Genomic DNA, 26892 nt, shown 5'->3' on the forward strand with positions numbered 1-26892 from the left:
GTTATAATAACGGTCTAGTAAGGGAGTGACACTCATTTTAGCTCAAGAAGAGAAACAAGCAATTAAACAAATAGATCAATTGATGGAAACATACTGTAAAGGGTGTTTATTAAAGACACATTATAGGGAAACTAAAGGTAAACACCAAGCACATCAGTATTGTATATCGGAATGTTCTATCGGTATACGCATTAAACAATTAGGTAACAAGTTGCAATAAGGAGGATATTATGGAAATTGTTAGAGTTGAACCGACACCAAGCCCAAATACGATGAAAATCGTTTTATCATTTAAGAAAGAAGATAGGTCTTCAAATACTTATACTGAAGTGAATGATCATAATCCAGAATTCATTAACCGTATTCTTCAATTAGATGGTATTAAATCTGTATTCCATGTTATGGACTTTATCGCTGTAGATAAACGTCCAAAAGAAAACTGGGATACTTTACTTAAAGACGTTACAGCAGCCATCTCAGGTTCAGATCAAGAAGGGGACTTTGCTGAAAATCAAGTAAATGAACATTTCGGTGAAGTAAAAGCTGAAGTCTTAAAGTTTAAAGGTATACCTTATCAAATTAAATTAACAACACAAGAAGAAGAGAAACGTAAACAACTTCCTGAAATTTATATTGATAGTATGCTAAAAGCAACGAAAGACTCAGATAACGTTGTCTTTTTAAGAAAATGGGAAGATTTAGGTGTACGTTACGGCGAAGTAGAGGAAGTATTAGCAACCGTTCAAGAAGAAATATTAGCTTTGTACCCTAAAGAGAAATTAGAGGCTTTAGTTGAAGAAGCTTTAACAAGTGACATTACCATTCCTGAAAAGCAATTTATACATGTTGATAAAGAAACGTTTGAACAAGAAGAGGATTGGAAAGTAAAATTAAGAATGTTAAATGACTTTCCAACACCAACAGAAGACGATTATCCATTGTTAGATGTAGCGTTAAATGATGAAAAGCCACAAGTACGCAGAATGGCAATCGTACTATTAGGTATGATCGAATCAAAAGAAACATTACCTTATTTATATAAAGGTATGAAAGATAAAGTTGTTTCTGTTAGAAGAACAGCTGGTGACTGTTTAAGTGATTTAGGTTTTAAAGAAGCATTACCAGTAATGATAGAAGCATTAGAAGACCCTCAGAAAATTGTAAGATGGCGTGCAGCTATGTTTATATTTGATGAAGGTGATGAAACTGCTTTAGAAGCATTGAAGAAAAGACAAGACGACCCAGCATTCGATGTTAAGTTGCAAGTACAAATGGCAATTGAAAGAATCGAAAATGGTGAAGAAGCATTAGGTTCTGTTTGGAAACAAATGGCTAATAGAAAGAAAGAGGGATAAAATATGAATGCATATGAACAATACATGAAAGAACTTGCTCAACCAATGAGAAGTGAATTAACAGGACAAGGCTTTGAAAGTTTAGAATCAGCAGAATCTGTTAAAGAATATATGGAGAACGCACAACCGAACGAAACAACATTTATCGTCGTAAACTCTGTATGTGGATGTGCAGCTGGTTTAGCACGTCCTGCAGCTGTTACAGTAGCTCAACAAAATGATAAAAAACCTTCTAGAATCGCTACAGTATTTGCTGGACAAGATAAAGAAGCAACTGAAACAATGAGAGAATATATCGCACAAGTACCATCAAGTCCATCAATGGCATTATTTAAAGGTAATGAGCTTAAATACTTTATGCCACGTGAACATATTGAAGGAAGAGATATCCAAGAAATCTGTTTGGATATTAAAGACGCTTTTGATGAATACTGTGACTAATATTCGTATCACAACTGCCGTTAAGACAAATGCATCTCTCTACAAACAAGTAGAAGATGCATTTTCTGTGTTATCTAAATTAGAATCCATTCAGAATGTTCAAATCATTAAACGAAGAAAATTAACGATTAATCAATTGTTTCAACGAGATTCGACACCATTAATTGTATTTGAAAGCAGTGGACCTAAACTTTATTTCAAGCCAGATACACCGATATATTTTCATTTAGATACAGTTAAAGTTAAATTGCATATGATGAAACAACGTAAGATGCCTGTACTAATTGAAATGTTAGATGAAATAACAACAGATTTTACAACATTTAATTTTATAGATGGCACGATGGGCTTTGGGCGAGATACGTATTTAATATTAAAGCATTATCAACAAGCACATGTATATGCAATAGAACAAAATCCACTTATCCATTATGTTATTTCTGAAGGCATGGAACGCTATTTAACAGAAGATGAATTAAGACGCATCCATTATATAAATGATGATTATCACAATTGGATCGAACGACATCCAGAATTGGTTGACATCTTATATTTAGATCATATGTTTGAACAAACACTTGATGAAGACGATAGAATGGGGGAACTTTCACGTAATATTGAAATACCTTCAGAAATCAAAAGTGTATCAGGGTTCAAATATTTAATCGTAAAAGCACATTATAAAAGCGAGATTTTCAAAAAGTTTAATACGATACAATGCATAAGGAAAAGCACTAAAACACATTACGGATTGAAAATAAATCAGGGTTATAAATTTGAGTGATGGACGTAATCATTTAAAAATGCAAAAAACTGGGGCAATCTCTTGTCCCAGTTTTTGTATATTACCCCTTATTGATACTATTCTGTAATGCACATACTAATCATATAGCATAATAATAAGAAGAACCCTAAAGTAGCAAAAATTTCATTCATTGAAATAGCCTCCTTCGTTTTGTTAGCACTTTGTTAATTTATATCCATTATACCTAATAATCTGGAAATTTTCTATATTATATCAGTAGTAAATTACCGATAATTTCGTTAATATAGTAACAGGAGAATATGAAAAAGAGGTGCTCAAATGAATAACTTTGATAAAGCGTATCACGATTTATGCAAAAGGGTATTAGAAGAAGGCGAAAATAAGGACGATAGAACGGGTACGGGTACGATTTCTATATTTGGTCACCAAATGAGATTTGATTTATCTGAAGGTTTTCCGTTATTAACAACTAAAAAGGTTTCTTTTAAATTAATTGCAACTGAGCTTTTATGGTTTATTAAAGGCGATACAAATATAAGATATTTATTACAATATAAGAATAACATTTGGAACGAGTGGGCTTTCAAGAAATGGGTTGAAAGTAATGACTATGATGGTCCTGATATGACAGACTTTGGTCGTCGTTCTTTAGTAGATGATGAATTTAATGAACAATATAAAGCGCAACTTGCGATATTCAAAGATAAGATTCTAAATGATGATGATTTTATGATAAAATACGGTGACTTAGGCAATGTTTATGGTAAACAATGGAGAGATTGGAAAGATCAAGATGGTAAACGATTTGACCAACTTAAGACTTTAATTGAAAATATTAAACAAAATCCTAATTCAAGACGCCATATTATTTCTGCTTGGAACCCAACTGAAATAGATACGATGGCGTTACCACCTTGTCATACATTATTCCAATTCTATGTGAAAGACGGAAAATTAAGCTGTCAATTATATCAACGAAGTGCAGATATATTCTTAGGTGTACCTTTTAATATTGCGAGTTATAGTTTATTAACACATTTAATTGCAAAAGAATGTGGATTAGAAGTAGGCGAGTTTGTCCATACATTTGGAGACGCGCATATTTATAAAAACCATATAGACGCAATAAATGAACAACTTTCAAGAGATTCTTACGATGCACCTAAACTTAATATCAACACAGATAAATCATTGTTTGATATTGAATACGAAGATTTAGAAATTGACGGTTACGAATCACATCCAAGTATTAAAGCACCTATTGCAGTTTAAAAAGGAGTAATTTAAATGAAATCAATTATAGTTTGTCATGATCAAAATCGCGTAATTGGCTTAGACAACAAGATGCCATGGCATTTACCAAATGACTTAAAAAGAGTTAAAGCATTGACGACTGGAAATACGATCGTTATGGGAAGAAAAACATTTGATTCTTTAGGTAAGCCATTACCGAATAGACGTAATGTTGTATTAACGACAAATCCATCTTTTGAACATGAAGGTGTCGATGTGATTCATTCTTTAGATGAAATCGATCAACTTGATGGACATATCTTTATCTTTGGTGGTCAAGGACTTTATGAACAAATGATGGACCGCGTTGACGATATGTATGTAACAGTAATAGAAGATAAGTTTCAAGGTGATGCCTTTTTCCCTCCATACGACTTCAAAGATTGGACGGTTCTTTCATCTGAATCAGGCGAACTCGATGAAAAAAACACTTTACCACACACTTATATGCATTTGGAAAGGAAAAAATAGTATGTTAAGAACGACGAAAACAATCGGTTATATTATAGGTTATGCAGCACTTGTGTCTTCACAATTAAACAAAGTTAAGCATAAGAAGACATTGATTAATGATGTCCGTAAACAAGATGAAATGATCTTTTTATATGCAAAAAGATGGGCTTCACGCATTCTAGATTCAGCTGGTGTTACAACACACTTGTCTGGCAATACAGAATCATTTGATGAGCCTGTATTATACATTTCAAATCATGAAGGTAATTTTGATATTCCTGTATTAATTAATCATTTACCACAACCATTTGGCTTTATATCAAAGACTGAAGTTCAAAAAATTCCGTTTTTAAGTCCATGGATGGAAGAAATGAATTGTATATATTTAGATCGTTCAAATAGACGCGCAAGTTTACAAATGATAAAAGATGGTATTAACAAATTAAAAGAACAACACTCTTTATTAATTTTTCCTGAAGGTAGTAGAAGTAAAGGCGGAGAAATGAAAGAATTTAAAGCAGGTTCTTTTAAATTAGCTAAATCAGCTAAAGTTAAAATTGTACCTATTGCGATTTATGGGACATCTAAAATCATGGAAGCTCAAGATTCTAAAAAAATGGTCCCTGGTGATGTTTATGTACACATTCTAGACCCAATTGAGCCTTCTATTTTTGAAGATAAGACCATGCAAGAAGTAAGTCAATTTGTACAAGGAAAAATTAGTAATACTGTTCAATCATTAAAGGAGAATCATTATGTCAAAAATTAAAATAGTTGTTGATTCGACGACAGATTTATCAGCAGACTTTTTAGAAGAAAATAACATTACTGTCGTACCCCTAAATATACTAATCGATGGTGTTACGTACGTAGACCAAGAGGATATTAGCTCAACAGAATTTCTAGAAAAAATGAAAGACGCTAAAGAACTACCTAAAACAAGTCAGCCACCAATTGGTAAAATTGTTGAAACATATGACGCATTAGGAGCAGATGGTTCTGAAATTATTAGTATTCATATGACTTCTGAGTTATCAGGTACATTTAGCGCAGCTCAACAAGCAGCACAAATGACAGAAAGTAAAGTTACAGTTGTGGATAGTCAATTCATTTCATTAGCTTACGGGTTCCAAATTGAAGAAGTCGTGAAGATGATCAACGCAGGTAAAACTGTTGAAGAAATCGTCGAAGAAATTGAAGTGATTAAAAATAATTTAAGACTATTTGTGGTCATTGGTAATATCGACAACTTAATTAAAGGTGGTAGAATCGGTAAAGCGAAAGGCTTACTCGGTTCATTGATGAATATTAAACCAATTGGCGAATTGATTAACGGAAAAATCGAAATGATGCATAACGCAAGAACGCAAAATGCTATCGTTAAATATTTAATGAAAGAATTAGATGTCTTCTTAGAGAAGAAAGAACTTATTAAAATTGGTATTGCAGATGCGAATGCAGAACAATTGATGACGAAATTGATGAATACAATTAAAGAGAAGAAAAATTTCCACTTGTTTGATACTGCAGTAACGACACCAGTCGTTTCAACACATACTGGTGAAGGTGCTATTGGCGTGTTCTTCTATGGAAAATAAACATTGGATGAATCATAGAGCTTGGTTTTATGCTTTTATTATATTAATTATTCTAATACTTGGTGCTCTAGCTTATGTATGGTCTCAAATTTCAGACGGTACAAACCATCCAACCATAAATACAGAACAAACTAAGAAAGATTTCACCATTTCTTTTGATAATGCACAATTAGAATCGTTAATGAATGCTTCTATGAAAGATTATGATATTCAATCACGCATCACTAAGAAATCATTGTCATTTGATACTCGTACTAAAATTTTAGGCAAAGATATTGATATAACACTTCAAACGAAACCTAAAAAGTTAAATAACGATACAATCTATTTCAAAATTCAATCGATAGATATTGGTAAATTAAATATTTCAAATCCATTTATTCTATCTCAAATCAAAAAATATAGTGAACTTCCACCATATATTCATGTAAATCCTAAAGATGAATCCTTCAATTTATCTTTAAATCAGTTGGAGATTGATAATGTTGAGTCTATACAAATTCAAACATTAGATATTTCAGACAAAAAATGGTACTTTGATATTAAGTTAAAGTAACTTAACATCATTAAAGGAGGTACAACTATGGCATATGCAACGTTAGCTGGGGGATGTTTTTGGTGTTTAGTTAAACCTTTCAATGAATTCCCTGGTATTATTGAAGTGACTTCCGGATATAGTGGTGGTCATGTTGAAAATCCAACTTATGAAGAAGTTTGTACAAATCAAACTGGTCATGTTGAAGCTGTTCAAATTGAATACAATGAAGATGAAACAGACTTTGAAGCTATTTTAGATATATACTTTAAGACTTTTGATCCAACAGATAATAAAGGTCAGTTCTATGATAGAGGCGAAAGTTACGAACCTGTTATTTTCTACCACGACAAAGAACAAGAAGAAATAGCACATAACAAAATCAATCAATTAAATGAACAAAATATTTTTGATAAACCAGTCATTACGCCAGTTAAACCGTACAAGAACTTTTACCCTGCGGAAGAATATCATCAAGATTATTACTTGAAGAATCCCGCACATTATCAAGGGTATCAACAAGGTTCTGGACGTAAAGCATTTATAGAAAAGTATTGGGGGCGTTAAAATGCTTAAAAAAAGTAAAGAAGAATTAAATGAAATGGAATATCTCGTAACACAACAAAATGGTACAGAACCACCTTTTCAAAATGAATATTGGAATCACTTTGAAAAAGGTATTTATGTAGATAAATTATCTGGTAAACCATTATTCACTTCAGAAGAAAAATTTGAATCTGATTGTGGTTGGCCAAGTTTTTCAAAAGCGTTAGATGATGAAGATATCATCGAACTTGTTGATAAAACACATGGTATGATCAGAACTGAAGTACGCTCTGAAGATTCAGATAGTCATTTAGGTCATGTCTTTAATGACGGTCCTAAAGAATCTGGTGGCTTAAGATATTGTATTAATTCAGCTGCTGTACAATTTATTCCATATGATAAATTAGAAGATTTAGGGTATGGAGAATTAGTAAATCATTTTAAAAATTAGAGGAGTCGATTGTAATGTTTAAAAAATTATTTGGCGGTAACAAATCAAAAGATACAAATGTTGAAGTATTTGCACCAATTTCAGGTGAATATGTAGCAATTGAAGATATTCCAGATCCAGTATTTGCTCAAAAAATGATGGGTGAAGGATTCGGTATTAAACCAACAGAAGGTGTAGTAGTTGCACCATTTGATGGAGAAGTTGTGAATGTATTCAAACCTTCAAATCACGCTGTAGGTATTAAAGCAGCTAACGGATTAGAAGTATTGGTACACGTAGGTTTAGAAACTGTTCAATTAGGTGGAGAAGGCTTTGAAGCACTTGTTAATACTGGTGATACAGTTAAACAAGGCGATGAGTTATTAAAATTCGACATCGAAACAATCGAATCAAAAGTAAAATCAGTAATCAGCCCTGTAATTATTACAAACACAGATGACGCTGAAGAAATTAATATCGAAAAATTAGAAAGTCTAGTTAAAGGTGAAACTAAGGCTATTGATGTGAAAATGAAATAAATGAAACAATATTCTTTCTATCAATACGCACTAACAAAGCGAAGTGAAAAAAGCGAAGTAGGTAAGTTGGCAGATTTAATCTTCCAAGACTTATCATTCCCTAAATTCACAAACGATTACCATACACTTTCAGATTACTTAGAAACAGAAGCCATGTTCACACAACCAATGAGCGTCTTCGATGACTTATTCGAATCTTACGAAGAATGGTTGAAATTCTAAGGTAAAATAAAACACCTCATTTTCAAGCGGAAATGAGGTGTTTTTTCGTTTGTAGATTTGGGTGATGGGGTGCTAATTACCACAATTCGAGATTGTGGTAATTAGAGACCGCTAACTATCATTATTCTGAATTCTGGTAATTAGAATGCTGTAACTTCCATTATTCTGAATTCTGGTAATTAGAACGTTGTAACTTCCATTATTCTGAATTCTGGTAATTATGAGTGCGCTCATTTTGAGGACATTTCTCAGAATTCTGTCCCTAACAACACTTCTTACGGACATTTCTCGGAATTATGTCCCTAACAGCACCTTTTACGGAGATTTCTCAGAATTCTGTCCCTAACAACACCTCTTACGGACATTTCTCAGAATTCTGTCCCTAACAACAACTCTTACGGACATTTCTCAGAATTCTGTCCCTAACAACACCTCTTACGGACATTTCTCGGAATTCTGTCCCTAACAACACTTCTTACTGACACTTCTCGGAATTCTGTCCCTAACAACATCTCTTACGGACATTTCTCAGAATTCTGTCCCTAACAACTCCCGTTACACTCACGATATGAACATTTTTCCTTATTAATTCGTTCACTTTGCTGTTTCCCACACCAAAGTGTTTTTATTTATATGATTTAACTGTTAAAATAAATTATATTTGACAAGAAAGTTGTGAGTAAATGAAACCTTTTAAAAAGAAACAAAGTCGGCAAATAACGCTACCTTTATATAAGTTATTCATTATATTATTTGTTACGGTCTTATTAACGGCTGTTGTATCGTTTGCTTCGTATAAATTCGGTTTATACTTTGGGAATGATCAACAAAAAGAACTTAACAAAATTGAAGAGGCTTATAAACAAATTAATAACGACTATTACAAAGATGTTGATGACGACAAATTAACGCAAGGCGCTATTGATGGTATGATCAAATCTTTAGATGATCCTTACAGTGAATACATATCCGCTAAAGATACAACAAGCTATAACGAAGAAATTTCTGGTGATTTTGTTGGAATTGGTGCAGAGATGGAAATGCACGATGGCTACGTTAGAATTACGAGTCCTATGAAAGATTCTCCTGCTGAAAAAGCTGGCGTAAAATCTTTAGACGTTATTACGAAAGTTGACGATGAATCGATTAAAAATAAATCTTTAAATGAAATCGTCAAAAAAGTAAGAGGTAAAAAAGGTACTACTGTTACGTTAACAATTAAACGAGAAGGTAAAGAACCTTTCGATGTGAAAATTAAACGTGACAAAATCCATCTTACAAGTGTCGATTATACGAAGAAAAATGACACTGGCGTCATTGCAATTTCTAAGTTCCAAAATAAAACAACAAAAGAATTACAATCTGCATTGAAACAAGCTAAAAAAGACAAAGTGAAACATGTCGTTTTAGATTTAAGAAACAATCCAGGTGGTCTATTAGATGAAGTTGTGACAAGCGTTAACTTGTTTGTTGATAAAAATAAACCTGTTATATATCTAGAAACGAAAGGTGATAAACCACAAGCAGTTGAAACTGAAAACGACAAAATGTCTGGTATCGATGATATGGATTACACAGTTCTCGTTAATAAAGGATCTGCAAGTGCTGCAGAAATATTCGCAGGCGCATTACAAGATTATAAAATTGCAGACGTACTAGGAACAACGACTTTTGGTAAAGGCATCGGACAAGTTCATAAAGAATTTAGCGATTCTAGCATTTTAAAATATACAAACATGAGATGGTTAACACCTAATAAATCTTATATTCATAAAAAAGGTATTCAACCAGATAAAACCATTAAAGCACCTAAATATGAAGAAATTGAAATAATCGATCCAAGTAAAACTTACCAAGAAGGCGATCAATCTAAAGAAATTAAATCAATTAAGATTGGTTTGAACGCTTTAGGGTATAATATTAACAATGAAAATGACAAATTTGATGCCCAACTGACATCACAAGTTAAATCATTCCAAAGTGACCATGATTTAACAGCAAATGGTATTTTCACAGATGATACAACTAAGAAATTTATTGAACTTTTACGCAAGAAAATCCGTAGTGAAGATAAACAACTTGATGAAGCAATTCAATATATGCATAAGTAAATGGGGGAAACTAGTTTGAGAAAAGCAACAAGATCAGATATTCAACATATTAATCAATTAACAGAAATGGCTAAATCGATTATGGAGAACGACCAGAATCCTCAATGGGATCATCGTTATCCTTTAGAGAAGCACTTTTACGAAGATATAGATAACGGAGACTTATATCTATATGAAGAAAACAATGACATTGCAGGCTATATATGTGTCAATCAAGTACAAGCTGAATGGTATAAACAATTCGACTGGCCAGCTAATACTGACGCCGCATATGTCATTCATAGAATGGCTACAAATCCTGAATATAAAGGTATCGCAATGAAGATGATGCAATTTGCTATTGATATTGCTACTGAAGCAGGCACGCCTATTATCATAACGGATACATTTTCACTTAATAAACGTGCACAAAGACTGTTTGAAAAATTTGATTTTATTAAAATAGGTGAATATGAAACAGATGAGTTTCCATTTGATAAAAACGCACCATTTTATGCATATTATAAATTGATAGAGAACGAGGAGAAATAAACATGAAGAAGATAGCATTTACCGGTGGCGGTACGATAGGACATGTTGCAGTAAATTTAGCACTGATTCCTGAAGCACAAAAACGTGATATCGAAACAATATATATTGGATCTAAAAACGGTATAGAAAAAGAAATGATTACTGACTCTGCCAAAGATACGAAATATATTCCGATATCAAGTGGTAAGTTACGTCGATATTTATCTTTTGAGAATTTAAAAGACGTCTTTAAAGTTTTAAAAGGTATATTAGATGCTAGAAAAGTATTAAAGAAAGAAAAACCGGATTTAGTCTTTTCTAAAGGTGGATTTGTGAGTGTTCCAGTAATTATCGCTGCCAAATCATTAAAAATTCCATCGATTGTACATGAATCAGATGTTACACCTGGTTTAGCAAATAAAATTTCAATGAAATTCGCTAATAAAATGTATACAACTTTTGAAGAAACTTTAAAATATGTACCTAAAGAAAAATCAGATTATATTGGTGCGATTATTAGAGAAGATTTAAGAGATGGCTCTAAAGAAGAAGGTTATCAATTAACGGGCTTTAATGATCAATTACCTGTATTACTTGTAATGGGTGGTAGCTTAGGTTCTAAAGCTTTAAATAAAGCGATTAGAGATAACTTAGACTATTTAACAAAGAAATATCAAATTATTCATTTAACTGGTAAAGGTCACGTGGATCATAGTATTAAAAACGACAACTATGTCCAATATGAGTTTGTTTCAAATGAATTAATGCACTTCTATGCGATTACGGACACTGTCATTAGTAGAGCAGGCGCTAACGCTATATATGAATTTGCGACATTGAAATTACCTATGTTATTAATTCCACTTGGTTTAGATCAATCTAGAGGAGACCAAATTGATAACGCTAAAATTTTCGAGAAAAATGGATATGCTAAAGTATTACAAGAAAAAGATGTCGACCAATCTAATCTGATCAGTCAACTTGATAAATTAGAAAATGAACGTGAAGCTATTATTGACAAAATGTCACATTTCAAAGAAAGTTATACTAAAGAAACACTATTCAACAAAATTGAATCAGACATAAAGTAAAGGGGGCAATCGAATGAGCCAAGCAAACCGTACTTTACTCATACTAATATTTAGTTTGATATTTGGAGTCATTGCATTTTTCCATGAATCAAGACTCGGTAAATGGATTGATAATGAAGTTTATAACTTTATATATTCAACTGAAAGCTTTATAACGACTTCTATAATGCTTGGTTTCACAAAACTAGGAGAAGTTTGGGCAATGATTGCCTTATCACTCATTGTGATTTGTTACTTAAAACTTAAAAAATATAACATTGAAACATTATTTTTTGCAGTTACGATGATTTTATCAGGTACATTAAATCCACTTCTTAAAAATATATTCGACAGAGAAAGACCAACTTTACTTAGACTGATAGATATATCTGGATTTAGTTTTCCAAGCGGACATGCAATGGGATCCACGGCATTTTTCGGATCACTAATATTCATTATATTTAGAGTGGCGAACAAATCTATTCGACCTTATTTGATGGGGTTATGTGTCATTTGTATCGCAATGATATCATCATCACGCGTATATTTAGGCGTACACTATCCAACTGATATCATTGCTGGTATAATCGGCGGCGTCATTTGCATAATGCTAACTCAAAGTATGTTACGAAAGAAATTATAGATGAGTATGGAACAGGATGAGCTGTTCCATACTTTTTTTGGATTAAATATGGGATGTGAGTGAGTTAAGTTGGGCGAGGTGAATATGGTAGCGTCGATATGAACAAGTTTGACGAGAAGTGTTCATAAGACACCCGTTATGAACAAGTTTAGCCGAAAGTGTTCATAAGAACCGCGTTATTTGCAGTTCTTACCAAAAGTGCTAATACTGGTACCGTTATTTGCAGTTCTGGCCAAAAGTGCTAATACTGATACCGTTATTTGCAGTTCTCGCCAAAAGTGCTAATACTGATACCGTTATGAGCAGTTCTCACACGAACTGCAAATAACGCTCCTATCCTCTATTAAATCCAAACAAAAAACAGCCACAGTGATTTGGACAGAATCACTGCGGCTGTTTTACTTTTATGGGCATAAAAGGGGGTTATAGAAAATGTTCAATCCATACTTAGAGGGGGAACTCTTTTATTTGATTGATAATCATTTTCAATTACTATTATAACCAATTGAGAATGAATGTCAATTAGTTATTTAAATTTTTTACTATTTTAAATGATAAAATAGTAATGCTCATATATAATGAACATGTTAAACTCGAAAATGTTATCTTTTACTAGAGGGGGAACTCTTTCATTGATAATCATTTTCAATTACTATTATAACTAACTGAGAATCATTGTCAATTAAAAATTGAAAACTTTTATAATTTTATTACGAGGTGGCACTATGAAAAAGATACTCATCATAGAAGATGAACAAAATTTAGCAAGATTTATAGAATTAGAACTTAAGCATGAGGACTATGAAGTGGAAATATGTAATGATGGTGAGAGTGGATTAAACCAAGCTCTAGCTGAAGATTACAATTGTATATTATTAGATCTCATGTTACCAAAAATGAATGGTCTTGAAGTATGTAGACGTGTTCGTCGTGAGAAAGATACGCCGATTATTATGATAACGGCTAAGGGCGATACATATGATAAAGTTATTGGTCTTGATTATGGCGCAGATGATTATATCGTTAAACCATTTGATATTGAAGAATTATTAGCGAGAATTCGCGTTATTATTAGAAGAAATGTAACAGTTGAACCAGTAAGTCACACAATTACTGTTAATGATTTAACAATTGATAAAAATGCTTTTTCTGTATCTATCCATGGTGAATCTGTTGATTTAACGAAGACTGAATACGAATTGTTATTATTATTGGCTGAAAATCAAAATTTCGTCTTACAAAGAGAGCAGATTTTAAATCATGTATGGGGTTATGAGTCAGAAGTTGAGACAAATGTTGTGGACGTATATATTCGTTATTTACGTAACAAACTAAAACCATTCAAGAAAGAGAATATTATCGAAACTGTTAGAGGAGTGGGATACGTGATTAGATCATGAAACAACAATCATTAAAGACTAAATGGATGATGCTCACTACGACGATTACGTTTATTATATTTGCTTTGTTCAGTATGTTTATCATTTATTTCATTAGTTTATATTTAAAAGACCAAGAAACAAGCACAGCAACAAGAAGTACATACGACACTATTAATTTATTGAAGACGAAGACACTTGGTCAAATTACTTCAACTGATATTAATGCGACGATAACGGATAATCAAAAGCTTGTGCTATATGATAGATTTGGTAAACCAATTTTTGAAGAAACACATAATAATGATTTAGATTATACGCCTAAATTTGAACGTGTGAGTCAACTTAAAGTTTATGAAACGAAACAAAATAATAAATCATATATTGTCGTTTATACACCTGTAAACACAAGTTATTTCAGTGGTTATGAAGCTGTTGTCCATCCACTAGCAAATTATGATGCCATTATTAAATTTATGATTATACTAGCAACTGTATTTGGATTAACGGCATTGTTCTTAATTGCATTAATCAGTTATGTATTCTCGTCACAAATCACGAAACCTATTACGATATTATCCGATAAAATGAAACAAATTCGTAGAGACGGTTTCCAAGAAAAGCTTGAAGTACCCACAAACTATGAAGAAACAGACGATATGATCCAAACATTTAATAGAATGATGGAACAATTGGAAAGTTCTTTCGACCAACAGAAACAATTCGTCGAAGATGCTTCACATGAATTGAGAACACCGCTGCAAATTATACAAGGGCATTTAAACCTCATTCAAAGATGGGGTAAAAACAATCCAGAAGTATTAGAAGAATCTCTAGATATTTCTATAGAAGAAATGACACGCATTACGAAACTCGTCGAAGAACTTCTATTATTATCAAAAGACGCTCGATCTAGTACAGGTGATGAGATTGATATTGTCGATATCAACTATGAAATAAATTCTAGAATTAAATCATTAAAGAAATTACATCCAGATTATACATTCAATTTCGAATCAAATTACAACGCTATTAGAATGAATATCAATCGATTTCATTTTGAACAAATGTTATTAATCTTTATTGATAACGCTATGAAATATGATAAGAAAAATAAAAACATTGAAATTGTGACGAATTTAAAAAATAGAAATATTACAATTGATATTATTGACCATGGTGTGGGCATACCTCAAAAAGACTTAGAATTCATATTTGACCGATTTTATAGAGTTGATAAATCGCGTTCTAGAAAAGAAGGCGGCAATGGACTCGGCCTTTCAATTGCTAAGAAATTAGTTAATTCTTATGATGGAATTGTAAAAGTTGAAAGTGTTGTGAATGAGTACACAAAAATATCAGTTGTATTCAAAGAATCTTTTATAAACAAATAAGTTCAATATTGTCAAATTAGCCTTTAACTCAATACTGTTAAGTGCTAAAATGGAAATGTAAACGGTTTATAATTTTCTTGGAGGGTGGAACATGAAGAATGATAATCATGTCGAAGCACCTGTAAGATTTGGAACTAACTTAGGGTTAATGTTAGAAATGTATGATAATTACGTTAATGATCCAGAGTCAGTACCGGAAGACTTGCAAGTGTTATTCGATGAATTAACAAGTAACAACACAGGCGCTGGCCTACAATCAAGTACTGGGGTGGACAACTCAAGTGTAAAACGTGTAATGCGTTTAATTGATAATATCAGACAGTATGGACATTTAACTGCAGATATTTATCCAGTGTACCGTCCAGAAAGAAAAAACGTACCAAAATTAACACATCAAGACTTTGGACTTTCAAAAGAAACTTTGGAAAAACTTCCAGCAGTTATCGTATCAGATCACTTTGATGGAGAATTTAACAATGCATATGAAGCAATAGAATATATGACTTCTTGTTACCAAGGTCCTATCGCTTTTGAGTACACGCATATTAATAATAATGAAGAACGCGTATGGTTGAAGAGATATATCGAATCAACACATACAATTGAAATTTCTAAAGAAGAAAAAATCGAATTATTAAAAAGTTTAGCTGAAGTAGAAGGCTTTGAAAAATATATCCATAAGAATTTCGTAGGTGCTAAACGCTTCTCAATCGAGGGTGTAGATAGTTTAGTACCAATGTTACAAAGAGTCTTAAAACGTACGAATGCTGCAAATATACCAAACATCCAAATTGGTATGGCGCATAGGGGTAGATTAAACGTTTTAACTCATGTATTAGAAAAGCCATATGAAATGATGATTTCTGAATTTATGCATAAGAACCCACTTATTTTCTTACCGAAAGATGGTTCTTTAGAAATCACAGCTGGTTGGACAGGCGATGTTAAATATCACTTAGGTGGTACGAAGACAACAAGTAAATACGGTATCGAACAATCGATTACTTTAGCAAACAACCCAAGTCACCTAGAAATCGTTTCTCCAGTCGTTCTTGGTAAAGCGAGAGCTAATCAAGATACAACAATTGATACTGGAAGACCAAGTCAAGATGTTAATAAATCACTTGCAGTCTTAATTCATGGTGATGCTGCATTCCCTGGACAAGGTATTAACTTTGAATCTATGAACTTGAGTAACTTAGATGGTTACACAACTGGTGGTTCATTACACATTATTACGAATAACAGAATTGGTTTCACTACTGAAGCAGAAGATGGACGCTCAACAACATACTCAACTGATGTTGCAAAAGGTTATGACTTACCAATTATCCATGTAAATGCAGATGATGTTGAAGCTACTGTTAAAGCAATTGAAATGGCAATGGACTTCAGAGAGAAATTCAATAAAGATTTCGTCATCGATTTAGTTGGTTATAGACGTTATGGACATAACGAAATGGACGAACCATCTATTACAAATCCAATGATGTATAAAGCGATTAAAGAACATCCATCTATTGAACATATTTATGGTAAAAAGCTTGTCGAAGAAGGCATTATTACAGAAGCTGAAATGAATGAAATTTTTGAAGATGTAACGAAACGCCTAAGAGCTGCTCATGACAAGATTGATAAAGATGCTGAAATGGATAATCCAGAAATGACTTTACCTGATAACATCAGTGAAGGACAAGATTATGAGTTAGCAAACGCTACTTATGAAGAATTAAAAGCGATCAATGATGCAATGTTTGATTATCCAGAAGATTTCACAGTCTTCAAGAAGTTAAACAAAGTATTAGATAGACGTCGTGAACCATTTGAAAAAGACGGTCTTGTAGACTGGGCACATGCTGAACAACTTGCATTTGCGACAATTTTACAAAATGGTACACCAATTCGATTAACTGGACAAGATTCAGAACGTGGAACATTCGCGCATAGACATGCTGTGTTACATGATGAGAAAGATGGTAAGTTATTTATTCCATTACATCACGTACCGAATGGTAAAGCATCATTCGATATTCATAACTCACCATTATCTGAAGCTGCAGTAGTTGGTTTTGAATATGGTTATAATGTTGATCATCCACAATCATTTAATATTTGGGAAGCGCAATACGGTGACTTTGCAAATATGGCACAAATGATATTCGATAACTTCTTATCTAACAGCAATGCTAAATGGGGAGAAAAGAGTGGTTTAGCTTTATTCTTACCACATAGTAATGAAGGACAAGGTCCTGAACATTCATCAGCAAGATTGGAAAGATTTTTACAATTAGCTGGCGAAAACAACATGACAATCGCTAACTTAACAAGTGCTTCTAACTATTATCACTTATTAAGAAGACATGCAAAATATCTTAACACAGATAAAATGAGACCATTAGTCTTAATGTCACCAAAAAGCTTATTAAGAAATAAAATTGTTTCTCGTCCAATTGAAGAATTCACTAAAGGACAATTTGAACCAATTTTAGTTGAACCATATAAGAAGACTAAAGTTAAGAAAGTTATTATTTCATCAGGAAAAATGTTTATTGACTTAAAAACTGAATTACAAAAAAATCCTAACGATGAACTTTGTCTAATTGCACTTGAACAACTTTATCCATTCCCTAAAGAAGAGATAAAGAACGTTCTTTCTGAATTCAGAAATCTAGAAACAGTTCGCTGGGTTCAAGAAGAAGCGAAAAACCAAGGTGCTTGGTCATTCGTTAGCTTAAAACTTCAAGACATTCTAGAAGATCGCAAAGTAGAGCTTGAATATCACGGTCGTAAAGTACGTTCTTCAACTGCAGAAGGCGACGGCGAAATATACAAACTTATACAAAGTAAAGTAATCCAAGAAGCTTTAAAACATAATTAGGGGGAAAAGAATCATGTCAGAGGTAAAAGTACCAGAATTAGCAGAATCAATTACAGAAGGAACAATTTCAGAATGGCTCAAATCAGTTGGTGACCAAGTTGAAAAGGGCGAAAATATCGTCGAACTTGAAACTGACAAAGTAAATGTTGAAGTCATTTCAGAAGTTGCAGGTGTTCTAACTGAAATCAAAGCTGAAGAAGGCGATACTGTTGAAGTAGGTTCAGTCATTGCTGTCGTTTCAGACGGAGAAGCACAACCAGCTTCAAACGATGCTAAACCTGAAAAGCAAGAAGAACCATCTAAAGAAGATGCAGGTAAACCAGAAGCTACAGAAGCTAAAGAAGAAACAGCATCTTCAAATGAAAGAATTCAAGCAACACCATCAGCACGTCGTTTAGCACGTGAAAAAGGTATCGACTTAAGCAAGGTTAAGACTCAAGCAGGAGACGTTATTCGTCCAGAAGACGTTGAAAGTGCAGCTAAACCTCAACCACAAGCTAAACCAGCTGAGAAAAGCCAACCAGCACAAGCTAAATCTAATGACAATCCTTCTAAACCTGTTGTTCGTGAGAAATTATCACGTAGACGTCAAACAATAGCTAAGAAATTATTAGAAGTATCTAATAATACAGCTATGTTAACAACATTTAATGAAGTTGATATGACTAACGTAATGGAATTACGTAAACGTAAGAAAGAAAAATTCCAAGAAGACCATAACGGTACTCGTTTAGGATTCATGTCATTCTTCACTAAAGCAGCAGTTGCAGCATTGAAGAAATATCCTGATGTAAATGCTGAAATTGATGGTACTGATTTAGTACTTAAACAATTCTATGATATCGGTATTGCCGTTTCTACAGAAGAAGGTTTAGTAGTACCAATCGTTAAAGATTGTGACAAGAAAAACTTCGCTGAAATCGAACAAGATATCGTAGACTTAGCTGTTAAAGCTAAAGACAAAAAATTAGGCTTAGATGACATGATGGGTGGATCATTCACTATAACTAATGGTGGTGTATTTGGTTCATTAATGTCTACACCAATTATCAATGGTACACAAGCTGCTATTTTAGGTATGCACTCAATTGTTACAAGACCAATTGCAATTGATAAAGATCGTATGGAAAATAGACCGATGATGTACATCGCGTTAAGCTATGACCACAGAATTATTGATGGAAAACAAGCAGTAGGATTCTTAAAAACAATTAAAGATTTAATTGAAAATCCAGAAGATTTATTATTGGAATCTTAATATCGGATTAAGGGAAAATACAACGACGGAAATCGTCGTTGTATTTTTTCGTTTTATGAATCATCTCAATTCTGAGTTGGGGTTTTATTTTTAGTTAAAAATGGCTTACTATAAAGAAAGTATTTAATTAAAACAATAATTTTAAATGGGGGATAATATGGGTAAATCGATACATGAACGTTGGAAAGAAGACGCGTATTACTATGAAAAACGTGCTGCAGAAGATGAGGGCAGCAGGGAACGAGCAAAGAAGAAAATGGAACAAATCAAAGCAAACTTGAAAGTCAATCAGGATAAAATTAAACAAATGGAAGAACGATTGAGTAAGAAAAATAGATAAAGGATTTTGCCACCAATTTCATGGGGGATTGGTGGCTTTTATTATATAAAAGTTAATATGGATTGAGGTTATTTGCACTTTTAGCCAGAACTGCTAATAACGCGGGCAGTATTTACACTTTGAGCTAGAACTGCTAATAATGGGGGCAGTATTTGCACCTTGGGCCAGAACTGCTAATAACGATACTAGTATTTGCACTTTGAGCTAGAACTGCTAATAACGGTATCAGTATTTGCACTTTGAGCCAGAACTGCTAATAACAGTATCAGTATTTGCACTTTGGGCCAGAACTGCTAATAACAGTATCAGTATTTGCACTTTGGGCCAGAACTGCTAATAACGGGGTCTTTATTTACAAAACTCGTAAGAAGTGTAAATACTAGGGCTCTTATGAACACTTTCGACTAAACTTGTTCGTAACGCGGATCTTATGAACACTTTCAGCCAAACTTGTTCGTAACGACACCCATACAACCCAAAAATATATTTTTCATTATTCTCAATTTGATTGATTTGTCATACTTTGAATTTATTTGATATAATTTATAGGAATTCATATATAGGAGAGATATTCATGAATGGACTAAGAAGTGTTACATTATGGACTTTTGATATTAAAGAAACAGAGTCATTTTATAAAGATATTTTAGGGCTTAATACCTTGATGAACCATGAAAAGAATATCTTACATATCGGTGATGCAAATCTTGCACCTGGTACGAGACTGATTTTCAAGCAATATTCTGGTGATTCAGAAGAACTAGATTCGCATTTTCACGGGATTGCTTTACGTGTACCGACTGATTACGCATTATATGAATATAAACAACAATTTGATGATCATCAAGTTAAATATGAGTCTGTACAACAATTAAATGGTAAGCATCTGTTTAAATTTTATGATAATAATGGACATGCGTTACATCTTATTTCTGATGAACAAAATTCTGGTGTACCTCTTGGAACTGCATATGATGGTGGTCCAATTAGTCCTATTCATCAAATTCAAGGAATTGGGCCGGTCATGGTTAAATCACCTGAGACTCAAGCAACTGGCTCATTATTAAATAATATTTTTGAGTTGCAATTGTTTGCTGAATACAAGACAATAGATGATGAGTCAGCTATCGTATTTAAAGTCGGTGCTGGTGGAAATGGCGGAGAGTTACATTTGATTGATTATCCAGATGCGATTGAGTCATTGAATCCACCTATCGAAAGAGTAGCAATCTCCATTGATGATATCGATCATTTTGAAAAAATTGTTAATCACGTTAAAGGAATTGAAATGGATCATCATATTATTCAACATGAAGCCGGCTTAATTTCGTTATATGTGCGTGACTTAACTGGCATCATCATTACAATTACATATGACACAGTGAATTAAAGGAGCGGTTTATTTATGTTACATGAAACTTGGAAAGAAAATCACGTTATTAAACAAGTAGAAGTTACACATACAGATGCACAAAAATTTAAAGTATCTGATATGTTAACAGTAGGTAAAACATACGATGTCGTTAATGAAACAGAAGAATATTATCAAATCATTGATAATTCTGGTCATGTTGGCGGCTACTACAAAACATACTTTAAAGAAGTATAAATATACGATAAGAGTCTGATACATCTATATGTTCCGGACTCTTTTTTAAGTTTATAAAATGTACTAAAGGAGAACACAATGGCTAATTTTAATAAATATTTAAACAACGATGAAACAATATATGATGACGCTTTGTCTATGATAAAGCTTAATAAGAATATACTTTTAAAAGGACCGACTGGTTCAGGTAAAACGAAACTCGCTGAAACACTTGCGAGAGATTTAAACAAACCGATGCATTCTGTAAACTGTTCTGTAGATTTAGATGCAGAAAGTTTATTAGGTTTCAAAACAATTGAAACAAATGAACAAGGTCATCAACAAATCGTATTTATCGATGGACCTGTTATTAAAGCGATGAAGAATGGTGATATTTTATATATCGATGAAATCAATATGGCGAAACCAGAAACGTTACCTATTTTAAATGGTGTATTAGACTTTAGAAGAGCATTAACGAATCCATTTACTGGTGAAGTCGTACAAGCTAAAGAAGGATTTTCAGTTATTGCCGCAATCAATGTAGGCTATATCGGAACATTACCAATGAACGAAGCATTAAAAAACAGATTCGTTGTCTTGGATATTGATTATATAGATGGCGAAACATTAAAAATGATTATTAAAGAACAAAGTGCATTACAAGATGATGAAATCATCGATTCAATCGTTCAATTTAATAAGGATTTACGCATTATGTCGAGCCAAGGTCAAATTTCAGAAGAGTCAGCGAGTATAAGAGCATTGATTGACTTAGCTGATTTAGCAACTGTCATTCCAGTAAGACGTGCAATTAAACGCGCTATTATAGACAAAATAGACGACGAAAGAGAACAACAAGCTATACAAAATGCAATTGAATTAATTTTCGAGTAAGGAGAATATCATGAGTGATCGTTTTATATTATTTAATGACGAACAAATCGATGCACAACAAATAATGATGTTAACTGATTTAGCTAAATTATTACTTGAAGATCCAAACGTTAAAGTTTCTTTCCAAAAATTCCAACACTATGATCCTATCAACAATACATGTAATGTTAGTTTCACTTGGTTACATCGACCTGAACACATTATAAATGCAGGGTTAAAATCCGACATCATGTTAGATACTTTAGGATTTAAACATACAGATCCAGCTATATATAAAGAAGTATTAGATGAGTCATTTGATCATATGAGCTTTTTTAAACAATTATTTATGCTTATTGAAGAATACCGTCTTTCAAATTTGATTATGTCTAAACGTCCAGTCACTAAAAAGTTGTTTAAGCATAGATTGAACGTCAAAATCAAACAAAATAATAGTCAAATTCATGTTTATCAAACGAAGACAACTTATACAGACTTATTATTTTTAGCAATAGAACATGCTATTTTAAATGAAAATTTCATCAACAATATTTCAATAAATGATGATTTTGATGATGCACTCGTACAAGTGTTTAATCGATTAACGCAAATATTCAACTTGCAATCATCAGAAGACAGTTATGATTTAGCTGTAAGTATTATGATTTTAGTAGATTATTTATTAAAAGAAGATATGCTTAACCAGTATTATCATATTCCAGAGCGTATTTATCGTTCTTATGAAGAAGAGTGGACTTTAGAAGATTTAAAACGTCAAGATGCGGCTAACACTGATCAAAGTCATGAACAAGATCATGATCCAGACGACATTGAATCTGCAGATGCTGAAACAAAGACGAACGATAGTCAAACTGACAGCAAATCTTATTTAGAAATGGAACTTCACGAAGGTGAAAATAGCGACATTTTGACAGATAATGATAGAGAAGGTGACGCTGGCGATGATATGACGGATATGATGGAGAAAAAAGGTAAGAGCTCTAACAATACTTTAGATGATGAAGAGGGCGGTGCCCAAGGTCTTAATCAGCAATATCAACTTAAAGGTATTAACCAAAATGTTTCTCTAACTTTCAATCGACCAGATATTTTACCAACGCATATGGAAGCTTATAAAGAAGCTGTCGATAGTGTTCAGTTTGAAATTAAAGATTTAACAAGCATAATCCAAAAATCAATGAATCATCAATATAGTGATATAAGAGAGAACTTAACTAAAGGTCGCTTACAAAAAAATCTTCTAAATTGGTTTATCGATGATCAATATAAATTATTCTTCAAAAAAGATGCATTTAGTAGAAAATTAGATGCAACATTTACATTATTAGTTGATGCATCAGCAAGTATGCACGACAAAATGGAAGAAACTAAAAAAGGTGTCGTCTTATTCCATGAAACACTGAAAAATTTAGATATAAAACATGAAATTCTTGGTTTTAGTGAAGATGCTTTTGAAGCTGATAAATTAAATCAACCTAATACTATTGAAGAACTTATCTTATATAATGAATCAACACTTAAACAGAATGACGCAAGAATTATGACGCTAGAACCTCAAGATGATAATAGAGATGGTGTCGCTTTAAGAGTTGCAACTCAACATTTACTTCAAAGATCTGAGTCTCAAAAATTCTTAATTGTATTTTCTGATGGTGAACCTTCAGCATTTGATTATGCAGAAGATGGCATTATAGATACACATGAAGCTGTAATAGAAGCTGATAAACAAGGGATTTATGTCTTTAATGTATTCCTTAATCAAGACGTGATTGATGAAGCAACGAAAAAGACTGTTCATAACATCTATGGTAAACAAAGTTTATTTGTAGAAGGTGTTGAAAATTTACCATACCAGTTGGCACCGTTATTGAAAAAATTACTGTTGCAATCTATATAATTAACAAACTTAAATAATAACATTCTTTTTTAAATTTTCAGAAATTTCATATAGACGAAAACTAACTCCAATGATAGAATATTAATTATTGTAAGACGTAAAAGGAGTAAAATATATGAACAAGAATATTTTTGTAGTAGGGTTTATGTTATTTGCGATATTCTTTGGTGCCGGGAACTTAATTTTTCCTCCAGCATTAGGATTATCGAGCGGTCATTTCTTCTGGCCAGCAATATTTGGTTTTGTCATTACGGGAATCGGTTTGCCACTTATTGGTGTAATCGCAGGTTCAATTGAGGAAAAGGGATACAGAGTTTCATTAAGTAAAATTCATCCAGTCTTTGCAATTGTATTATTAGTTGCAATTTCTTTAACAATAGGACCATTATTCGCAATACCACGTACAGCAGCAACATCTTTCGAAATGGGTATTACACCAATTTTTGATACAAATAGTTCAATGGCTTTATTTATTTTCTCACTGATTTACTTTGTCATTGTCTTTTACTTAAGTTTCAACTCAAGTAAAATGGTCGATAAAGTCGGTGCGATTTTAACACCATTATTATTAATTTCAATTACAGCATTAATTATTAAAGCATTCTTCTCATTAGGTGGAGAAGCACCTGTTGCAGGTGATACTGCAGTATATAGTAGTGCTGGAACAAGCTTTGGTAAAGGTTTCGTTGAAGGTTACTTAACAATGGATGCTATCGCAGCTATTGCTTTCTCACTAATTGTTATTACAGCAATTAAGAGTAAAGGTGTAACGAGAGAAACAGGATTATTCAAACAAACAATTTATGCAGGTGTTATTGCAGCAATTGCACTTGGATTTATTTACATCTCATTAGGTTGGATCGGAAATCACATGAACGTTTCAGCTGAGACACTTAAAGAATTAAACGATAACGGTCAAAATATCGGTACTTATCTCTTAACAACAGCCGCTCAATTAGCATTCGGTGAGTTTGGTAAATATTTAATCGGTATTATCGTTGCATTAGCTTGTTTAACAACAGCTACAGGTTTAATCGTATCAGTGAGTGAATTCTTCCACGAGATTATACCTAAAATTTCATACAAATGGTTTGTAACAATCTTTACATTAGTTAGTTTCATCCTTTCAAACCAAGGTTTAACTACAGTAATTAAAGGTTCACTACCAGTATTATTAGTGTTATATCCAATCGCAATTACAGCTGTATTATTAATTGTTCTTGCTAAGTACGTTGGTACACCACCAATCGCACAGCAATTATCAGTAGCACTTGTAACAATTATTTCATTAATATCAGTTGTAAACCAAATGGGTTGGGCTAAAATTGGATTTATTCAACAATTACCATTATCAACTTACCAAATGGAATGGATTCCATTTTCAATCGTTGGATTCATTATTGGATTTATAATTGGTAAAGTTAAGAATCAAGCACCAATCACATATTCGTAAGTTGTATAAGAATCTTCAAAATTATTTTGAAGATTCTTATTTTTTATGTCATCATATTGATAACAAGATAAAAAGGGGTTGGTTTTCATGATATTAAATGCATTTATAAACAAAGATGAAACATGGTTATTATGGGCAATTCTAGTGGGTATTGCAGCGCTAAGTATCTTTTTAGAACAAAGGTATCAATTTGCAGCAAAACTAACAGGCGCTATCATTGCATTAATTGGTGCGATGATATTATCCAATCTCAATATCATTCCGATTGAATCTCCAGTTTATGATCAAGTATGGGAATATGTTATTCCATTAGCCATTCCTTTACTTTTATTTAGATCAAACATATTTAAAATATGGAAAGAAAGTAGAAGACTTTTATTTATATTTCTTATCAGTTCAGTAGGTACTGTAGTAGGTGTTACAATAGGATTTTTATTACTTCACCAATTTATACCTGAACTAGATAAAATAGGTGCTATGATGACTGGTAGTTACATAGGTGGTGGTGTAAATTTTGCAGCACTTAGCACGAAATTCCAAACACCAGGAGAATTAGTTTCCGCAACAGTTGTAGCCGATAATAGTGTAATGGCGTTCTACTTCATTGTATTGATTACGCTACCGAATATGAAATTTGTTAAAAAATATTTTAAAAGACTTTATACATCAAATGATGATACGAACAGTAATCAAGCAGAAGCATATTGGAAACGAAACGAAATAAGTTTAAAAGATATTGCTTATTCGATTTCAATAGCATTTGCGTTAGTTGCGATAAGTTTTAAAATTTCAGAACTTGTTAATGAATACATTCCTAAAAACAATCACTTTATGGAAATATTAGTGAGTATTATAGGTGACCAATTTTTATTGTTAACAACATTAACACTTGTTACAGTGGCACTATTTAGTAAATTCTTCGAGAATTTAAATGCTTCTGATGAACTCGGTACATTTTTAATATATATTTTCTTTGTCGTAATAGGTGTACCAGCATCAATACCAATCATTATCAAAACAGCACCATTATTATTTATTTTCGTTGCCGTTATTTTGATTTTCAATTTATCTATAACACTGTTCTTCGGAAAATTGTTCAAATTCAATATAGAGGAAATGTTACTAGCTAGTAACGCTAATGCCGGAGGACCAACAACAGCAGCAGCGTTAGCAATATCTAAAGGTTGGCACGGATTAGTCGGACCTATTTTAATCATCGGTACTTTAGGTTATGTAATCGGAAATTACGTCGGAACATTAATGGGGTATTTCTTAGGCCAATTTATGTAAGAGGGG

The 26892-nt window shown here is 32.7% G+C and carries 28 protein-coding genes; all 28 read left to right on the forward strand.

From position 1 onward, the window contains the following. Positions 1 to 25: 25 nt before the first annotated feature. The 28 genes from LQ617_RS01885 to LQ617_RS02020 all read left to right on the forward strand — a co-directional run bounded on the left by LQ617_RS01885 (position 26) and on the right by LQ617_RS02020 (position 26886). The gene (locus LQ617_RS01885) at positions 26 to 220 is read left to right on the forward strand and encodes a zinc-finger domain-containing protein (protein ID WP_049318859.1); all 195 of its coding nucleotides are present in this window, start codon (positions 26 to 28) and stop codon (positions 218 to 220) included. A 10-nt stretch (positions 221 to 230) separates the two neighbouring features. Beyond that, a complete protein-coding gene (locus LQ617_RS01890; RefSeq protein ID WP_239739347.1) occupies positions 231 to 1355 on the forward strand; it encodes a virulence factor in 1125 nt (374 codons plus the stop codon). A gap of 3 nt (positions 1356 to 1358) precedes the next feature. After that, entirely contained in the window at positions 1359 to 1796 is a 438-nt protein-coding gene (locus tag LQ617_RS01895) for a BrxA/BrxB family bacilliredoxin (protein ID WP_025906276.1), read from the forward strand. After that, positions 1780 to 2580 (forward strand): class I SAM-dependent methyltransferase, encoded by an 801-nt coding sequence (locus tag LQ617_RS01900; protein WP_239739349.1) that lies wholly within the window; start codon positions 1780 to 1782, stop codon positions 2578 to 2580. The genes LQ617_RS01895 and LQ617_RS01900 overlap by 17 nt, the downstream gene beginning before the upstream one ends. Before the next feature lie 300 nt (positions 2581 to 2880). Then, on the forward strand, positions 2881 to 3834 hold the full coding sequence (locus LQ617_RS01905; protein WP_025906279.1) for a thymidylate synthase: 954 nt from the start codon (positions 2881 to 2883) through the stop codon (positions 3832 to 3834). 15 nt (positions 3835 to 3849) lie between these two features. Then, complete coding sequence (locus tag LQ617_RS01910) at positions 3850 to 4326, forward strand: dihydrofolate reductase (protein ID WP_037590516.1); 477 nt, start codon at positions 3850 to 3852, stop codon at positions 4324 to 4326. Between the two features lies 1 nt (position 4327). Continuing rightward, positions 4328 to 5077: a lysophospholipid acyltransferase family protein gene (locus LQ617_RS01915; protein ID WP_204255446.1), complete on the forward strand. Its 750-nt coding sequence runs from the start codon at positions 4328 to 4330 to the stop codon at positions 5075 to 5077. Continuing rightward, positions 5064 to 5906, forward strand: a complete 843-nt coding sequence (locus LQ617_RS01920; RefSeq protein ID WP_037590513.1) for a DegV family protein — start codon at positions 5064 to 5066, stop codon at positions 5904 to 5906. The genes LQ617_RS01915 and LQ617_RS01920 overlap by 14 nt, the downstream gene beginning before the upstream one ends. Continuing rightward, the gene (locus tag LQ617_RS01925) at positions 5896 to 6462 is read left to right on the forward strand and encodes a DUF2140 family protein (protein ID WP_239739351.1); all 567 of its coding nucleotides are present in this window, start codon (positions 5896 to 5898) and stop codon (positions 6460 to 6462) included. Before LQ617_RS01920 ends, LQ617_RS01925 begins: the two co-directional genes overlap by 11 nt. A 27-nt stretch (positions 6463 to 6489) precedes the next feature. Continuing rightward, positions 6490 to 7008 (forward strand): peptide-methionine (S)-S-oxide reductase MsrA, encoded by a 519-nt coding sequence (gene msrA / locus LQ617_RS01930; protein ID WP_239739352.1) that lies wholly within the window; start codon positions 6490 to 6492, stop codon positions 7006 to 7008. Position 7009: 1 nt separating this feature from the next. Beyond that, on the forward strand, positions 7010 to 7438 hold the full coding sequence (msrB, locus tag LQ617_RS01935) for a peptide-methionine (R)-S-oxide reductase MsrB (RefSeq protein WP_037590510.1): 429 nt from the start codon (positions 7010 to 7012) through the stop codon (positions 7436 to 7438). A 14-nt stretch (positions 7439 to 7452) separates the two neighbouring features. Next, the gene (locus LQ617_RS01940; protein WP_025906286.1) at positions 7453 to 7956 is read left to right on the forward strand and encodes a PTS sugar transporter subunit IIA; all 504 of its coding nucleotides are present in this window, start codon (positions 7453 to 7455) and stop codon (positions 7954 to 7956) included. Continuing rightward, a complete protein-coding gene (locus tag LQ617_RS01945) occupies positions 7957 to 8178 on the forward strand; it encodes a YozE family protein (RefSeq protein ID WP_025906287.1) in 222 nt (73 codons plus the stop codon). It begins immediately after the preceding gene. 683 nt (positions 8179 to 8861) lie between these two features. Beyond that, positions 8862 to 10289, forward strand: coding sequence for a S41 family peptidase (locus LQ617_RS01950; RefSeq protein ID WP_191835565.1), 1428 nt, complete (start codon positions 8862 to 8864; stop codon positions 10287 to 10289). Then, a complete protein-coding gene (locus tag LQ617_RS01955; protein WP_239739353.1) occupies positions 10290 to 10820 on the forward strand; it encodes a GNAT family N-acetyltransferase in 531 nt (176 codons plus the stop codon). It abuts the gene before it with no gap. 2 nt (positions 10821 to 10822) lie between these two features. After that, the gene (locus LQ617_RS01960) at positions 10823 to 11890 is read left to right on the forward strand and encodes an undecaprenyldiphospho-muramoylpentapeptide beta-N-acetylglucosaminyltransferase (protein WP_037590507.1); all 1068 of its coding nucleotides are present in this window, start codon (positions 10823 to 10825) and stop codon (positions 11888 to 11890) included. A 13-nt stretch (positions 11891 to 11903) separates the two neighbouring features. Next, entirely contained in the window at positions 11904 to 12512 is a 609-nt protein-coding gene (locus LQ617_RS01965; RefSeq protein WP_037590506.1) for a phosphatase PAP2 family protein, read from the forward strand. Positions 12513 to 13237: 725 nt separating this feature from the next. After that, positions 13238 to 13912, forward strand: a complete 675-nt coding sequence (locus tag LQ617_RS01970; protein ID WP_037590505.1) for a response regulator transcription factor — start codon at positions 13238 to 13240, stop codon at positions 13910 to 13912. Next, positions 13909 to 15285 carry a HAMP domain-containing sensor histidine kinase gene (locus LQ617_RS01975; RefSeq protein ID WP_191835562.1) on the forward strand — a complete coding sequence of 459 codons (1377 nt, stop codon included), beginning with the start codon at positions 13909 to 13911 and terminating at the stop codon, positions 15283 to 15285. Before LQ617_RS01970 ends, LQ617_RS01975 begins: the two co-directional genes overlap by 4 nt. A gap of 91 nt (positions 15286 to 15376) precedes the next feature. Further along, positions 15377 to 18163, forward strand: coding sequence for a 2-oxoglutarate dehydrogenase E1 component (locus tag LQ617_RS01980; protein WP_204170195.1), 2787 nt, complete (start codon positions 15377 to 15379; stop codon positions 18161 to 18163). A gap of 13 nt (positions 18164 to 18176) precedes the next feature. Continuing rightward, positions 18177 to 19421, forward strand: a complete 1245-nt coding sequence (gene odhB / locus LQ617_RS01985) for a 2-oxoglutarate dehydrogenase complex dihydrolipoyllysine-residue succinyltransferase (RefSeq protein ID WP_025905223.1) — start codon at positions 18177 to 18179, stop codon at positions 19419 to 19421. Between the two features lie 157 nt (positions 19422 to 19578). Then, positions 19579 to 19761, forward strand: a complete 183-nt coding sequence (locus LQ617_RS01990) for a hypothetical protein (protein WP_191835559.1) — start codon at positions 19579 to 19581, stop codon at positions 19759 to 19761. Between the two features lie 574 nt (positions 19762 to 20335). After that, positions 20336 to 21151, forward strand: a complete 816-nt coding sequence (locus LQ617_RS01995; protein ID WP_239739354.1) for a VOC family protein — start codon at positions 20336 to 20338, stop codon at positions 21149 to 21151. A gap of 15 nt (positions 21152 to 21166) precedes the next feature. Beyond that, complete coding sequence (locus LQ617_RS02000; RefSeq protein WP_025905040.1) at positions 21167 to 21370, forward strand: DUF6501 family protein; 204 nt, start codon at positions 21167 to 21169, stop codon at positions 21368 to 21370. Positions 21371 to 21448: 78 nt separating this feature from the next. After that, positions 21449 to 22246, forward strand: a complete 798-nt coding sequence (locus tag LQ617_RS02005; protein ID WP_191835557.1) for an ATP-binding protein — start codon at positions 21449 to 21451, stop codon at positions 22244 to 22246. Between the two features lie 10 nt (positions 22247 to 22256). Further along, positions 22257 to 24143, forward strand: coding sequence for a vWA domain-containing protein (locus LQ617_RS02010; protein ID WP_239739355.1), 1887 nt, complete (start codon positions 22257 to 22259; stop codon positions 24141 to 24143). 115 nt (positions 24144 to 24258) lie between these two features. Then, entirely contained in the window at positions 24259 to 25596 is a 1338-nt protein-coding gene (gene brnQ, locus LQ617_RS02015; protein ID WP_239739356.1) for a branched-chain amino acid transport system II carrier protein, read from the forward strand. An 87-nt stretch (positions 25597 to 25683) separates the two neighbouring features. Next, entirely contained in the window at positions 25684 to 26886 is a 1203-nt protein-coding gene (locus LQ617_RS02020) for a DUF819 family protein (RefSeq protein WP_239739357.1), read from the forward strand. The last annotated feature ends 6 nt before the right edge of the window (positions 26887 to 26892 follow it).

The sequence above is a fragment of the Mammaliicoccus sp. P-M59 genome (genome assembly GCF_022386135.1).
GTDB lineage: Bacteria > Bacillota > Bacilli > Staphylococcales > Staphylococcaceae > Mammaliicoccus > Mammaliicoccus sciuri_A.